General features: G+C 69.3%; 13 protein-coding genes and 1 pseudogene. 8 read left to right on the top strand and 6 right to left on the bottom strand.

All coding sequences use genetic code 11. The annotated features are described in order from the left end of the window. The first annotated feature begins 29 nt into the window (after positions 1 to 29). The 3 genes from KUA19_RS40850 to KUA19_RS40840 all read left to right on the top strand — a co-directional run bounded on the left by KUA19_RS40850 (position 30) and on the right by KUA19_RS40840 (position 2,422). Positions 30 to 854, top strand: coding sequence for a hypothetical protein (locus KUA19_RS40850; RefSeq protein WP_217405205.1), 825 nt, complete (start codon positions 30 to 32; stop codon positions 852 to 854). 9 nt (positions 855 to 863) lie between these two features. Further along, complete coding sequence (locus KUA19_RS40845; RefSeq protein WP_217405203.1) at positions 864 to 1,394, top strand: GNAT family N-acetyltransferase; 531 nt, start codon at positions 864 to 866, stop codon at positions 1,392 to 1,394. Positions 1,395 to 1,579: 185 nt separating this feature from the next. Then, on the top strand, positions 1,580 to 2,422 hold the full coding sequence (locus tag KUA19_RS40840; protein ID WP_217405201.1) for a potassium channel family protein: 843 nt from the start codon (positions 1,580 to 1,582) through the stop codon (positions 2,420 to 2,422). A gap of 147 nt (positions 2,423 to 2,569) precedes the next feature. On the opposite strand, the gene KUA19_RS40835 is transcribed toward KUA19_RS40840, so the two are convergent. After that, positions 2,570 to 2,839: a GlsB/YeaQ/YmgE family stress response membrane protein gene (locus KUA19_RS40835; RefSeq protein WP_217405199.1), complete on the bottom strand. Its 270-nt coding sequence runs from the start codon at positions 2,837 to 2,839 to the stop codon at positions 2,570 to 2,572. 176 nt (positions 2,840 to 3,015) lie between these two features. On the opposite strand from KUA19_RS40835, the gene KUA19_RS40830 reads away from it, so the two are divergent. Beyond that, positions 3,016 to 3,384, top strand: coding sequence for a TraR/DksA family transcriptional regulator (locus KUA19_RS40830; RefSeq protein ID WP_217405197.1), 369 nt, complete (start codon positions 3,016 to 3,018; stop codon positions 3,382 to 3,384). Positions 3,385 to 3,464: 80 nt separating this feature from the next. Here KUA19_RS40830 and KUA19_RS40825 read toward each other — a convergent pair whose 3' ends face one another. From KUA19_RS40825 to KUA19_RS40810, 4 genes are all read right to left on the bottom strand, one after another. After that, positions 3,465 to 4,448, bottom strand: coding sequence for a YihY/virulence factor BrkB family protein (locus KUA19_RS40825; protein ID WP_217405196.1), 984 nt, complete (start codon positions 4,446 to 4,448; stop codon positions 3,465 to 3,467). A 145-nt stretch (positions 4,449 to 4,593) separates the two neighbouring features. Further along, positions 4,594 to 6,777 (bottom strand): catalase, encoded by a 2,184-nt coding sequence (locus tag KUA19_RS40820; protein WP_217405194.1) that lies wholly within the window; start codon positions 6,775 to 6,777, stop codon positions 4,594 to 4,596. A gap of 297 nt (positions 6,778 to 7,074) precedes the next feature. Then, entirely contained in the window at positions 7,075 to 8,940 is a 1,866-nt protein-coding gene (locus KUA19_RS40815; RefSeq protein ID WP_217405193.1) for a pectate lyase-like domain-containing protein, read from the bottom strand. A gap of 246 nt (positions 8,941 to 9,186) precedes the next feature. Continuing rightward, on the bottom strand, positions 9,187 to 9,885 hold the full coding sequence (locus tag KUA19_RS40810; protein ID WP_217405191.1) for a winged helix-turn-helix transcriptional regulator: 699 nt from the start codon (positions 9,883 to 9,885) through the stop codon (positions 9,187 to 9,189). A gap of 113 nt (positions 9,886 to 9,998) precedes the next feature. On the opposite strand from KUA19_RS40810, the gene KUA19_RS40805 reads away from it, so the two are divergent. Both KUA19_RS40805 and KUA19_RS40800 read left to right on the top strand, forming a co-directional pair. Further along, positions 9,999 to 10,829, top strand: a complete 831-nt coding sequence (locus tag KUA19_RS40805; RefSeq protein ID WP_217405189.1) for a class I SAM-dependent methyltransferase — start codon at positions 9,999 to 10,001, stop codon at positions 10,827 to 10,829. Positions 10,830 to 10,992: 163 nt separating this feature from the next. Further along, the gene (locus KUA19_RS40800; protein ID WP_217405187.1) at positions 10,993 to 11,676 is read left to right on the top strand and encodes a type 1 glutamine amidotransferase domain-containing protein; all 684 of its coding nucleotides are present in this window, start codon (positions 10,993 to 10,995) and stop codon (positions 11,674 to 11,676) included. Positions 11,677 to 11,964: 288 nt separating this feature from the next. Here the strand turns inward: KUA19_RS40800 and KUA19_RS45175 are convergent. Further along, positions 11,965 to 12,075: pseudogene (locus tag KUA19_RS45175) on the bottom strand (hypothetical protein); the annotation flags it as partial. A gap of 368 nt (positions 12,076 to 12,443) precedes the next feature. Between KUA19_RS45175 and KUA19_RS40790 the strand changes: the two are divergent. Beyond that, positions 12,444 to 12,881, top strand: coding sequence for an SRPBCC family protein (locus KUA19_RS40790; protein WP_217405185.1), 438 nt, complete (start codon positions 12,444 to 12,446; stop codon positions 12,879 to 12,881). 270 nt (positions 12,882 to 13,151) lie between these two features. Continuing rightward, positions 13,152 to 13,672, top strand: a 521-nt coding sequence (locus KUA19_RS40785) for a helix-turn-helix domain-containing protein (RefSeq protein WP_308167932.1), incomplete at its 3' end; no start/stop codon positions are given.

Raw genomic sequence — 13,672 nt, 5'->3', positions numbered from 1 at the left:
AGGACGGGCTCGCGGCTACGGTCAGGCGCATGGACCAGCTTTCCGAGATCACCTTCCGCCTGCCCCGCACGCCGGCGTCCCAGACGTTCCTCGACCAGCTGCGCACGTTGTTCGCCGACGTGGCGTACGCGGACTCGGTCGAGTCGGTCGACGCAGCCGGGGCCGACCGTCTCACCCTCACCCCGCCGGTACCCGAAGGCGCCCGGCCGGTGACCGCCTTCACCCTGGCCGACATAGCCGAGCCGGAGGTTGCCCTGGGCACCGAGCTGGTTCTTGGCCTCGTCCACGGCGAGACCACCCAGACCTGCGTCCTGCCCGGCACCCTGGACCTGGCGGAGCTGACCCGTCGCCTGGCCGGCCACGTTCAGCGGGTGGACCACACGGGCGTCAACCTGCCCGTCGACACCTCGCCCGAGCAGTGGCAGCAGCTGGTGAGCGCCGTGGCCGCCGAGTCCACGATGTACCGCTACCCCACCGGCGAGCAGTGGCCCTTCGTCCTTCCCGCCTCGGCTGACGAGTTCCGCGCCGACATCGGCGACTTCCCGGTGGGCCGCGAGCCCCGGTTCGAGCTGGTCTACGAGCAGCAGCTGACCCAGACCTCCTGGCAGATCGCCCTGCGCACCGACTTGACCCGAGCCGAGCTGGAACTGCTGTTCCCGGAGCCAGAAGGGCTGACCTTCCCCGGCCTCGACGACATCTTCCGTGTCGTTCCGGTCCGCCACCCGTGGCCGGACCTGGGCATCCGCTTCGACCTGTGCTACCGCGCCGAAGGCGGCACGTCCGACTGGGAGACCGGCGAATGGCTGGTCACTGAGGGCGGCCGCATCCTTTCGACCGGCACCGGCACCGTTTAAGATCATCAAATGTCCGACCTCACCCCCCTTGTCATCCGCCCTGGCGGCCTGGATGACGTCGCCACCGCGCTCGCTCTCATGGACCGGGCGACGGCCTGGCTCGTGTCGATCGGCCGGGCCGACCAGTGGGGCTCCGATCCCCACTCGACGAACCCCAGACGGGTCGCGCAGTTCGAAGAGTTCGCCCGTGGCGGCGGCCTGTGGATCGCCGAACGCGACGGCGTCGCGGTCGGTGTCCTCTCGGTCGGTGACGCCCTGCCCTACGTAGCGCCGTGCGACGAGCCGGAGCTCTACGTCCAGTTGGTGATCTCGGACCAGTCCAACCCCCAGGCGCGGGGTGTAGGCGCCGACCTGCTCGCCCATGCCCGCGAGCTGGCCCAACGGCAGGGTGTCGGCCTGCTGCGGCTGGACTGCTTCGCCCGCGGCGAAGCGGCGCTGGTGCGCTACTACGAGCGGCAGGGCTTCACTCGAGGAGAGACGTTCACCGTGGCGCAACCGTTCGGGCAGTGGCCGGGACAGATCCTCACCCGGCGCCTGTGATCGGCCGCAACCGACCGGTCCGGGCCACGGACCGCACTGCGGCGCGGGACGTTCCGTAGCGGTATCGCACGATGCCGATGGGTTACCGATCCGCCGTCGCGCTCGATGCCGGGGTCGACAACACGCTGCGGCGTGAATCGCGCGGTTCCCGAGCGCGGCGGCCCGGGACCGGCAGGATCTGTGGGGTGAACGCGACGAAAGGGACGAGCACCGAGGTCCCGCAACGCGGACAGCCGCGGAACGCGGCGGCCACGGCGGCGCTGACGAAGTACGACCGCTGGGCTCGACTGCCGATCATCCTGTCGGCGATACTGCCGCTGATCATCGTCCCCACCCCGGGGAACTGGGTGGGGGTGCTGGTCGGGGTCGTGTCATGGCTCGTGTTCGCCGTCGACTTCTTCGTGCACCAGCGACTGATCGTGAACTACCTGGGCACCAAGGTGGGCAAGTTCGACCTCACCATCGTGGTCCTCACCGCACCTTGGTTCCTGCTGTCCGGGGTACACGGCGCCGGCTTCGTGGTGGTCCTGCGACTGGCCAGACTCACCCGGCTCCTGATCGCCACCAAGGGTGTCCGACGGCTGTTCGCCCGGTTGGGGCGGGTCGCGATCGTCGCGGCGGCGGTCCTGTTCGTGGGCGCCGCGATGGCCTACTACGCCGAGCACCCCACGAATCCGGAGTTCGCCACCTTCGGCGATGCGATCTGGTGGGCGGTGGTCACCCTGACCACCGTGGGATACGGCGACATCGTGCCCATCACGACCGCCGGTCGGATCGACGGGACGGCCATCATGTTCATGGGTGTCGCCCTGCTCGGCCTGCTCGCCGGTTCCCTGGCCAGCTTCTTCGGCCTACAACCCCAGCAGGCCGACAACGGGTCGGACGCCTCGAACGAGGCGGTGCTCGCCGAACTCGCCCGCCTCCGAGCGGAGGTGAAAGAGCTCGGTGACCTGCGGCAGCAACTGGGCGCCCTCACCCGTCATCTCACCGCCGGAGACGGCCCCACGCCAGGTCCCGGCTCCGAATGAGCCATCGTACGGCCGAGCCTGGCTCGCTCGGGGTGGCAAACACTCGCCGGTGTCGGCCCGGTGTCGCGCAAGAGAGTGCCGATCCGCCGCAAACGCGTTGCAGGCCGGGGTGGTGGTCCACCCCGGCCCGCAACGCTGTTCGGCGGGTTACACCGAACGGCGTCCACGAACGCCGCTGAGCAGTGCCACGCCCAGTGCGGCCAGACCGATCTGGAAGACCAGCTCGATCCAGTCGACACCGGGGGTCACCGCGACCCCGACGGCCTGGGCCAGTGCGGTGCCGATCAGCGCGGCGACGATGCCGACCACGATGGTGAGCCAGACCGGCAGGTCCTGGCGGCCGGGAACGACCAGTCGGCCGAGCGCGCCGATGACCAGGCCGACAATGATGGCCGAGATGATTCCGGCGACAGTCATGACCCTCTCCTTTGCGCGAAGTGTCCTCGGACTTCGACTGCCCTGCCGCACGGGTCCGTAAACAGATTCCGAAAGGTCCGTCCAGAGCGGAGCCGAACCCCTTTCGCCATCGAGACGTTTAACAGACATCCATGCGGGAAGCACACCGCCAAACAGCGCATCGTGAGGAGCCGGGAATGACCGTGGTGGCGGAAAACCTGTCGATGGACGGCATCGGCCGGCTGCTGCAGCAGCGATACGAGCAGGCGGTCGAGCACATCAACCTGGAGTCGCAGGCTCGCTCGGAACTCAACTTCATGCAGCAGGGCCCCGGCGACATCGCCGACGCGGGTTCCCTCGCCTCCGAGAGCGCACAGCACGAACTGGTGTCAGCCGCGCTACAGGAGCAGCTGCACCGGTTGGAGACGGCGTTGGAGCGCTGGCATGCCGGCACACTGGGCGCCTGCCAGACGTGCGGCGGCCAGATCCCGCTGGGTCGGCTCGAACTCATGCCCTGGGCAGTCCACTGCGTGCCGTGTCAGAGTCGCGCCGATCGCGGACGCTGAACAGGCACACTTTCACCGGTCGGCCAGAAGGTGACCGGCGGCCCGCAGCCGGGCCGCCGGTCACCTTCTTGTCGGCGCCGTCAAAGATCGGGCTGGTCGTCGTCGCCGATCGCGCGGTCGTCGCGCACCCGCAGGTACGGCTCCTCCTGCGGCGGGTGTCCGGCGGCGATGGCGCGCTCGCGCTCGAGTTCGGCGTCGAACTCGGCGCCCAGCAGGATCGCCATGTTGGTCAACCACAGCCAGATCAGGAAGACGATGACGCCGCCCAGTGCGCCGTAGGTGGCCGCGTAGGAGGCGAAGTTCGCCGCGTAGAACCCGAAGGCCATCGACACGATGACCCAGAGGAGCACCGCCACGAGACCGCCGGGGCTGACCCAGCGGAAGCCGCCCTGGCGGGCGTTGGGCGAAGCCCAGTACAGGATCGCGAACAGCAACGCCACCAGCAGGACCAGTATCGGCCACTTGATGATCTTCCAAGTGGTCACGGCCGCCCCCGACATACCCAGCGCGTCCCCCAACGTGTCGGCGAGCCGACCGCCCAACACCACGATCAAGGTGCAGATCACCAGCAACAACCCGGTGACGATCGTGACGGCCAGCCGGATCGGCAGCCGCTTCCACAGGGGCCGCCCTTCCGGCACGTCGTAGATGGCGTTCGACGCCTTCATGAAGGCCTCGATGTACCCCGAGGCCGACCACGTGGCCACGACGAGGCCCACCACCGCGGCGACACCCGCCTTGTGCGGGCTCTGCCGCACGTCGGTCAGCGCGGTCGTGAAGATCTCCTGCACCGGGCCAGGCATGATCGGCTTCACGTCGCCGACCAGGCCACCGATCAGGTCGTCGCTGATCAAGCCCAGCAGGGCGGTGAGGACCAGCAGCCCGGGAAAGAGCGACAGCATGCCGTAGTACGTCAACGCGGCAGCCCAGATGCCCAGGTTGTCCTCGCCGAACTGCTTGACGGTGCGCCGCAGCACCTGCCACCAGGAATGGCGACCCAGGTCGACCGGGCTGTCAGGTCCGGCTTCCGGCGGCGGCGCGGCCGCGTGCGGGTTGTCAGCCATAGGAGCGTCTGTACCGCTGGCCTGAGCTGCTCAAACACTCAGGCGCTCGAACAGCGGCCACGGCCGGCCCCAGTTCGGGCAGCGTGCTTCCTGCCGATTGGCGCAATACGCCCACTATGCGCCGTAAGGCCGTCCACGTCGACGCTCAGGCGGCGATGCCGTCGACCGGCCGGTCGTAGTGGCGGTGGGCGGCGATCGCGTCGAACAGGTCGGTGGTGAAACGTTCGTCCACCGGCGCCCCGGCGGCCAGGAACACCACCCCGTCCAGGGCGGCGGCGATCGGCTTGCTCGATACGCCCTCGACCCGGTCGGAGGTCGTGTACACCGGCAGCCTGGCCGCCTCGACCATCCTGTCCCCCGTCCCGAGCACCGCCAGCGGCTTGGCGTGCTTGTACGCCTCCGCGACGAAGTGCAGGGCGAGCCCGTCGCCGATCAGCCGCGACACAGCCTCGTCGCCGTCGGGCACCGCGACCGCGTCGTACAGCACCGAGGACACCGTGTTCATCGCCCGGGTCACCGGCAGGATGCCGCCCTCGGCGGTGCGGAGCACTCCGTCGACCGGGCCGAGCACCTCCAGCACCGCATCGTTGGCCTCCAGGAAGTCCTTGAGCCCGGCCACGCTGGTCGCCGCCACTCCGTCGGCCGCGAGCAGCGCCACCTTGCGTCCGGCGATACCGGCCTTGGGCTGGTCGGCCTGGCTCAGCGCGGGCGAGTTGCGTCCGTCGTTGACCGACACCGCCGCGGGCGGGTCCACGCCGATGCCCGCGGCCACGGCCGTGGCCAAGGTGTTGTCGATCCGGTTCAGCTCCGCGACGACCCGTTGCCGGATGTGCGGGTAGGCGACCTTGCCCAGCTCGAACCGGTACGCCGCGACGATGTGCTCCCGCTCCCAGGCGCTCATGCTGTTCCAGAACAGCATCGCCTGCCCGTAGTGGTCGGCGAAGCTCTCCGCGCGCTTGCGTGCCTTGTGCCCGTCGACCAGCTCCGGACGGTGCGTGAACGCCTCCGGGAACGACCCGACCCCGGGCACGTACGGGCAGCCTCCGCCCGTCGAGTTCGGGTGGTAGTTGGCCTGGCCGAGCGGGATGTCGTCCTGGTGGAAGCCGTCCTGCTGGTGGTGGCGCACGGGTGCCACCGGGCGGTTGATCGGGATCTGGGCGAAGTTCGGGCCGCCGAGCCGGGTCAATTGCGTGTCCAGGTACGAGAACAGCCGCGCCTGCAGCAGCGGGTCGTCGGTGAAGTCGATGCCGGGCACGATGTTGCCGACGCAGAAGGCGACCTGCTCGGTCTCGGCGAAGAAGTTGTCCGGGTTGCGGTCCAGGACCATGCGCCCGACCGGGGTCACCGGCACCCGCTCCTCCGGCACGATCTTCGTCGCGTCGAGCAGGTCGAGATCGTCGAAGGCGAACTCGTCCTGCTCGGGAATCAGCTGCACGCCCAGTTCATACTCCGGATAGACGCCCGCTTCGATGGACTCCCACAGGTCGCGGCGGTTGAAGTCGGGATCCTTGCCGGAGATCTTCTGCGCCTCGTCCCAGACCAGCGAGTGCACCCCGGCCGTCGGGGTCCAGTGGAACTTGACGAACGTCGTCTGTCCGTCGGCGTTCACCAGCCGGAACGTGTGCACGCCGAAGCCCTGCATGGTGCGGTAGCTGCGCGGCAGCGCCCGGTCGGACATCAGCCAGATGAGGTGGTGCATGGTCTCCGGCTGCAGCGACACGAAGTCCCAGAACGTGTCGTGGGCCGAGGCGGCCTGCGGCATCTCGTGCTGCGGCTCGGGCTTGAGCGCGTGCACCAGGTCGGGGAACTTGATGCCGTCCTGGATGAAGAACACCGGCATGTTGTTGCCCACCAGGTCGAAGTTGCCTTCGTCGGTGTAGAACTTGGTCGCGAACCCGCGCACGTCCCGGGGTGTGTCGGTGGAGCCGCGTGAGCCCTGCACGGTCGAGAAGCGCACGAACACCGGTGTGCGCACGCTCGGGTCGGTCAGGAACCGGGCCGCGGTGAAGGCGGCCAGGCCATCGCCGTACGGCTGGAAGTAGCCGTGCGCGGCGGAGCCACGGGCGTGCACGACGCGCTCGGGTATGCGCTCGTGGTCGAACCGCATGATCTTTTCGCGGAGGTGGAAGTCCTCCAGCAGGCTCGGCCCACGCGGTCCGGCTTTGAGCGAGTTGTCCGTGTCGTCGACCGGGATGCCCTGATCGGTGGTCAACCGCGTTCCCGTCTTGTCCACCCGGTAGGGCGCGAGTTGCTCCTGCTTCGCTCCGGCCGCCGGGGCCGTCTCGGCCGAAGCGGTCTGCGGCACCGCCGCACTTTCATCGATGGCCATGGCTGCCTCCCTGGTTAACGACCTGGTCAGCCGCTAGTTCCCGGCCAATCGGTCACCAAACCCCAACCAGCTGCGCGGATGTGGCCAGCGCGGCGGCTGCGGGACCGGCGACCACGAACCACCGCCCCACCGCCGACAACCAACCCCACTGGTCTCAGGCGATCAGGCCACCAGCAGGGCCTGCGGCGCGGCGTGGGTCGGTGGCGCCCAGTGCGGAATGCCCGGGTCGGTCAGCCCACAGACGGCCGCGGCCGACCGGAGCTTTCGCACCGGTCGGCCGCGGAGGTGGTACGGGTGTTACGGGGTCGGGTACTGCGTGATGAACACCGGTCCGCCGATGCGGGTGGTGTCGGCCGGGTCGCCGATCCCGTTGACCACGTGGTCGATGGTTCCGGCGCTCAGGTTGACCGTCATGATGTGGAACAGCTGCACGCCGGGCCGGTTGGGCACCTCGAAGCCGTTCTCGGTGTGGATCGACGGGTTGTTCTGGTTGAACACGTACACGCCACCGCCGTAGAGGTTGTGCGTGCGCACGTTGTCGCCGACCTTGTAGGCGGAGTAGCCCTCGACGGCACCGTTCATCCAGTCCGCCTGTGTCGGCGGGTCGTACGGCAGCTCGTTCTGGTACAGGATCGTGGTGCCGTTCTCGCCGTTCCAGACCGTGTTGTGGCGCTGGAAGTGCTCGACGAACAGGCCGGTGGCGGTGACGTGGTCGCCGTTGATCACCGCGCCGTAGCGGCCGGTGTTCGTGTTCCACCGCTCGGTGTCGGTGAAGCCCTCCACGCCGTGGTCGCCGCGCCACACCCAGGTGTGGTCGATGAGCACGTTGTCGCTGTTCACCTCAAGCGCGGTGTCGGTCTTGCCGACGTGCGGGCCCCCGACGCGGAAGTAGACGTCGGACAGGGTGGTCGGGTTGCTCGCCTGCGACCAGGCCAGGAAGTTGTGCTTGCGGCCGACGCGCAGCAGGACCGAGGACTCCTGCAGACCGGCGTCGATGGTGACGCCCGCGACGACGATGCCGGGCACGTCGGCGAGGTTGAGCGGGGTGGAGCCGTTGACCGCGGTCAGCGTCGCCTGGCCCAGACCCAGCACCACGGTGTCGGGGCGCCACACCTCGATGCTGCGGGCGATGTCGTACACGCCGGGGGTGAGCAGCAGGTTCTTGCCCAGGGCCAGCGCGATGTTGATCTTCGTGACGGAGTCGCCCGGCTTGGCGACGTAGAAGTCGCTCAGCGGCACGGTGCGGCCGGGGGTCAGCCCGTCGGCCCACGAGATGCCGCTGCTGTTGGTCCGGGCCGAGGGCACGCGGACCTGGTACTTGCCGTTGGCGTCCAGGAACAGGAACGGCTTCTCCCGGCTCACCGGGGTGGTGTCCAGGGTGGTGTAGGGCGGGTCCGGGAAGGCCGCGTCGTCGGGGGCGCCGACCACGCCGCTGAACACCTGGTTCCACACGCCGTTGGACCAGCCGTCCACCTGGCTGTTGCGGATGAGCCACTGCTGCTGCGAGCCGTTGATGACGAACGGCAGCTTGGAGTCGGCGATGAAGCCGCCGCTGGCGTACTGCGGGCCGGCGGTGCAGTAGTCCATCAGCGACAGGTTGGCACCGGTGATGTTGAGTCGGCGCAGCGAGACCGCCTGGGACACCGCCCAGAAGTCGGCCGAGGCGCGGCAGCCGTCCTGGCCGGCGGCGTTGACGTTGATGGTCAGGTTGGCCAGCGTGCGCCAGAAGTTGACCAGGGCGAGGCAGTTGCTGGTGCCGCCGTCGTTCAGGCACCGGTTGTAGACCTCGACCTTGCCGTTGATCACGACGTCGGTCGGGTTGGCGCCCAGACCCGCGATCTCGGTGTAGTAACCGACCTTGATCTGCAGCGGCTGCTCGGCCGTGCCGTAGGTGCCCGGCTTGAACAGGAACGCGTACCGGTTGGTGCCCATCTCGTTGGCGACCTGGGCGGTGTTCGCGGCGTCCAGCGCGGCCTGGATCTCGGCGACCGGGGTGCTGGGGTCGAAGACGGTGACGTTGGCGCCGAGGTCGGGCGCGCCGAACGACGGCGGGACCGCGGCCGCGGCCGCTCCGGTGGTGCCGACGATGGCGACGGCGACAGCCGAGGCCAGGCCGAGGGCGAATCTTCGGCGTACGGTGACGCCGCCGGGACTCGTGCTCATCATTGCGAGGAAGTCCTCTCTGGTGGGGACATCCCGGGCACGGGACAGCGCTCTCGCCCATGACAGTTAGGCGTGATCTGCTTGGCAGACAACAGAGAGAGCGCTCTCCGGCCCGGTCTCAAGGAGCGTAGCGGAACGGAATCATTCTGGAAATCTCCATGGCTCCATCGAACGGCCGAGTCAAGTCCCCACCGATGGTGGATTCGCGCTGCCGTCAAAAGGCAGCGCGGGCCGACCGAAACCGGTTCAAACGGCCTGCATCGATGCCGTCGACGCCGGACGGGGCACGGAGGCGAACGTCGAACTGAACCACGTCGGCAGGTCCTGGCACAGCACCCGCGGTCCGGCCAGATCCAGGCTGCCCGCCCGAACGGCATCGGACCAGCCGAGGTTGCCCATCCAGATCTCGACGAGCGTCCGCAGCCGACACCCCACCAGCACGTCCACCGGATGACCCGGATCGCTGTCGCACACGTCCACGTCGTCTGGTGTGATCACCAGCCACCAGCGGCGCAGCTGCGGCGCCACCCCGTCGAACCCGAACTCCACCACGGTCCGGCCCGCCGGCACCCTGGCCCGGTCGACGCTTCGGTGCATGTCCCACAGCAGCAGCTTCGGGTCGAGGTCCTGGTCACCGATCTTGCCGATCCAACGGACCCCCCACGCCCCGAGCGCCAGCACGATCGGCTCCAGCTCCCGACCCGCGGGCGTCAGCAGATACTGCACCTCCGACCCTTCCGGCCGCCGCTGCACGACCCCGGCGGCCACCAGCTGTTGCAGGCGCTTGGACAGCAGCGTGGGCGACATGCGCGGCAGGCCGCGGCGCAGCTCGTTGAAGTGTCGGCTTCCGGCCACGAGCTCCCGGATCACGAGCATGGTCCAGCGCTCGTCGAGCAGTTCCATCGCCTTGGCGACCGGGCAGAACTGGTGGTAGGACGCTCCCATGGCGCGCACGTTAGACGGCCCGACGCACCGGGTCCAGTACAGATCCTGTACTAGGCCGGCCCATACCCCTCTTCCTAGCGTGGTTTCATCACGACCACAGGAGAGCTGTACAGATGAGTGGTACGACCGTTCCGTCCGACGCCGACCAGGCGCTCAAGGCACGGCATCGGGCGATGTGGGCGCTGGGCGACTACCCCAGCGTCGCCACCGAGGTGATCCCCGAACTGGGACCGGCGCTGGTGCAGGCGTGCGGGGTGACCGCCGGACAGCGGGTGCTGGACGTGGCCGCCGGGTCCGGCAACGCGGCCGTGCCCGCGGCGCGGACGGGGGCCGAGGTGGTCGCCAGCGACCTGACGCCCGAGCTGCTGGAGACCGGTCGGCAGGCCACGGCCGAGCTGGGTCTGCGGCTGCGGTGGGAGCAGGGTGACGCCGAGCGGCTGCCCTACGGCGATGGTGAATTCGACGCGGTGATGTCCTGCGTCGGGGTCATGTTCGCGCCGCACCACCAGGCAAGCGCCGACGAGCTGGTGCGGGTGTGCCGACCGGGCGGCGCGATCGGCCTGATCAACTGGACGCCGGAGGGGTTCATCGGGCAGATGTTCGCGGTGATGAAGCCGTACGCGGCGGCGCCGCCACCCGGGGCGCAGCCGCCGCCACTGTGGGGCAGTGAGCAGCACGTGCGACAGCTGCTCGGCGACCGGGTCGCCGAGGTGGAGGCGCAGCGGCGCACGGTGCGCGTCGATCGGTTCGACAGTGCCGAGGCGTTCCGGGACTTCTTCAAGCGGTGCTACGGGCCGACGATCGCGGCGTACCGCAACATCGGCGACGACCCGGACCGGGTCGCGGCGCTCGATCACGACCTGGCCGAGCTGGCCCGCCGCCACGACCTCGGCTGGGGCGCCATGGACTGGGAGTACCTGCTGTTCACCGCCCGCCGGGTGTGAATCGGCGATGCGGGTACCGAGTGACTCCGGCACCCGCATCCGCACGTGGCAGCAACACTGAGTTGTTTCAGCCCGACTGTCGGTTTGTCCTCGGCGGCTGTCGCACAGCGGCCCGGCGTCACCCGTGGGAGCCATACGATTACGTGTCGTAGGAGGTGTGCTGATGAAAGTCCTGATGGTGCTGACCTCACATGATCAGCTCGGCGACACCGGTCGTAAGACGGGCTTCTGGCTCGAAGAACTCGCCGCGCCGTACTTCCGCTTCCGGGAGGCGGGCTGGGACACCACGTTGGCGTCGCCGGAGGGCGGACGGCCGCCGTTGGATCCCAAGAGCAACGAACCGGAGTTCCAGACCGACCTGACCCGCCGCTTCGAAGCCGACGCGGCGGCCGAAGCACAGCTCGACGCCACGCTCCGGCTGGATTCGGTGTCGGCCGACGACTTCGACACCGTGTTCTACCCAGGCGGGCACGGTCCGATGTGGGACCTGGCCGAGGATCCCACCTCGATCAAGCTGATCGAGGACGTCGTCCGGTCGGGCAAGGCCATCGCGTTGGTGTGTCACGCCCCGGGCGCGCTACGCCACACCACCAAACCCGACGGCACTCCCCTGGTGGCAGGCAGGAATGTCACCGGGTTCACCAACGGCGAGGAAGCGGCCGTGGGCCTGACGAAGGTCGTGCCGTTCCTGGTCGAGGACGAACTCATCGCCAAGGGAGCCAACTTCCAGAAGACCGATGACTGGCAGCCGTACGTCGTGACCGACGGGCTGCTCATCACCGGCCAGAACCCGGCCTCCTCCGGACCGGCGGCCGACGCGCTGATCGCCCTGCTCCAGCGGTCATGAGTAGGCCAAGGCCAGGTCCAAGGTGTCGTCGAACAGTCGGCGGCCGAGCGGGTTCGGCTGCTGCGCAGCCGTTTCCACGCGGCGGGAGGTGAGTCGCCGCACGGCGGCTCTGGGCGCCGGCGTGTGCAGCATCGACGACAGCTCGCGGGCACCCGGCCGGCGCCGTGGGTCGGAGCCCAGGCATGCGAGCGTCACCGACTCGACGGCTTCGGGCAGGCCGGGTACGTAGGGCAGCGGGTCCGGCGGCCGCAGGGCCGGTGCCGGCAGCAGCGCCGTAGGCGTCTCGCCCTACCAGGGCAGCTCTCCCGACAGCATGCGGTAGAGCAGCACGCCGAGGGCGAACACGTCGGCCAACGGAGCGACCACCCGACCGTTGGCCCGTTCCGGGGCCAGGTAGGCGGGGGTGCCGACGGGTCAGGCCGCCGACACGCCACGCCCGCGGTGGCAGCCGCACCGCCGCCCGGCGTGATCACCCTCCCACCACTCTGACGCAACCCGCTCACCCGCGATTAGTACGCAGCGTGATCGGGTATGAACCCTCGGTGCCACGGACCAGACCGCAGCACCTTCGACGTCGATTTCCAGGGCTCCTGCACGGTGCCCGCGCCGCCGCCCCGCACCTGGGGCGAGGCCGGCGGCGGCGTGCGCCGCCCACCACCGACCTGTTCACGCCGATGCCCGGCGGTCGCCGGGTCACCGGTGGCTGGCGCGGCAGGACCGCCACCAACGCGGGCGCACCCGCGACCCTGGCCGGAAGGGACTGAACGATGTCACGCACCGAATGGACCATCCACGCACCCGTCGAACAGGTGTTCGAGGTCCTCGCCGACGGCTGGACCTACTCAGACTGGGTGGTCGGCACCGCCCACATCCGGGACGTCGACCCGCAGTGGCCCAAGACGGGCACCAAACTGCACCATACGGTCGGGATGTGGCCGCTGACCCGCAGCCACGAGACCGAGGTGCTCGAATGCGAGCCGCCGGTGCGCCTGGCCCTGAAGCCGAAACTGTGGCCACTCGGCGAACTGGTCGTCGTGCTCACCCTGGTGGCACAGTCCGCCGGCACGACCCGGGTGGTGCTGGTGGAGGAGTTCACCGACGGGCCGATGCGCGCGGCCCGCAACAAGCTCAATGACCTGCTGCTGCATGCCCGCAACCGCGAGGCGCTGCGGCGACTGGCCGACCTGGCGGAGAACCGCCGGTGAGTTCCCTCGGTTACGCTGGCAGTGTGCCGAGGCGGTGCTGGCAGTGTGCCGAGGCGGTGCCGTGGACCCGTCTACCGAGCGTTCGTCGCGACGGCCTACCGGCTCCTCTATGTCACCACGTCCAGCGTCAGCTGGCGATGCTGAGGGCTGCCAACTGCTGACGGTTGAGTGAGCTGTCGCGTGCTCCAGTGGTCGTTGGCGTACTCGGCGTGGGTAATGTCCGGCAGGTGGTGGCGGGTGTTGTCGTACCCGGTGTCTAGCGTGTGCCGTGTGTCTGATGTGGCCGGTGCTGTGGTGGTGCAGGCGTACCGTTTCGCCCTGGACCCGAGCCCGGCTCAGGACCGTGACCTGTACCGGCATGCCGGTGCCGGCCGGTTTGCGTTCAACTGGGCCCTGGCCGCGGTACGCGCCAACCTCGGCCAGCGTGCCGCCGAGCGCACCTACGGCCTGACCGGCCCGCAGCTGACCCCCGCACTGGGCTGGACCCTGCCCGCGCTGCGCCGTGCCTGGAACGCGGCCAAGCCGCAGGTCGCGCCGTGGTGGGCGCAGTGCTCGAAAGAGGCGTACAACACCGGATTGGACGGTCTGGCGCGGGCGTTGGGCAACTGGTCGGCCTCGCGCAGTGGCCGCCGCGCCGGGCCCAGGGTCGGGTTTCCGCGGTTCAGGTCGCGGCGGCGGGTGGTGCCGTCGGTGCGGTTCACCACCGGCACGATCCGGGTCGAGGACAGCCGCCACCATGTGACCCTGCCGAGGTTGGGTCGGATCCGTACCCATGAGTCGACCCGCAAACT

Source organism: Catellatospora tritici, assembly GCF_019083965.1.
In the GTDB taxonomy this organism is placed as follows: domain Bacteria; phylum Actinomycetota; class Actinomycetes; order Mycobacteriales; family Micromonosporaceae; genus Catellatospora; species Catellatospora tritici.
The sequence above is the reverse complement of the archived record's forward strand: the minus strand, read 5'-3'. Positions and strand labels throughout refer to the sequence as shown.

Coding starts and splice junctions, on each gene's coding strand:
- KUA19_RS40850 (WP_217405205.1), top strand. CDS start 30: ATGGACCAGCTTTCCGAGATCACCTTCCGCCTGCCCCGCACGCCGGCG.
- KUA19_RS40845 (WP_217405203.1), top strand. CDS start 864: ATGTCCGACCTCACCCCCCTTGTCATCCGCCCTGGCGGCCTGGATGAC.
- KUA19_RS40835 (WP_217405199.1), bottom strand. CDS start 2,839: ATGACTGTCGCCGGAATCATCTCGGCCATCATTGTCGGCCTGGTCATC.
- KUA19_RS40830 (WP_217405197.1), top strand. CDS start 3,016: ATGACCGTGGTGGCGGAAAACCTGTCGATGGACGGCATCGGCCGGCTG.
- KUA19_RS40825 (WP_217405196.1), bottom strand. CDS start 4,448: ATGGCTGACAACCCGCACGCGGCCGCGCCGCCGCCGGAAGCCGGACCT.
- KUA19_RS40820 (WP_217405194.1), bottom strand. CDS start 6,777: ATGGCCATCGATGAAAGTGCGGCGGTGCCGCAGACCGCTTCGGCCGAG.
- KUA19_RS40815 (WP_217405193.1), bottom strand. CDS start 8,940: ATGAGCACGAGTCCCGGCGGCGTCACCGTACGCCGAAGATTCGCCCTC.
- KUA19_RS40810 (WP_217405191.1), bottom strand. CDS start 9,885: ATGGGAGCGTCCTACCACCAGTTCTGCCCGGTCGCCAAGGCGATGGAA.
- KUA19_RS40805 (WP_217405189.1), top strand. CDS start 9,999: ATGAGTGGTACGACCGTTCCGTCCGACGCCGACCAGGCGCTCAAGGCA.
- KUA19_RS40800 (WP_217405187.1), top strand. CDS start 10,993: ATGAAAGTCCTGATGGTGCTGACCTCACATGATCAGCTCGGCGACACC.
- KUA19_RS40790 (WP_217405185.1), top strand. CDS start 12,444: ATGTCACGCACCGAATGGACCATCCACGCACCCGTCGAACAGGTGTTC.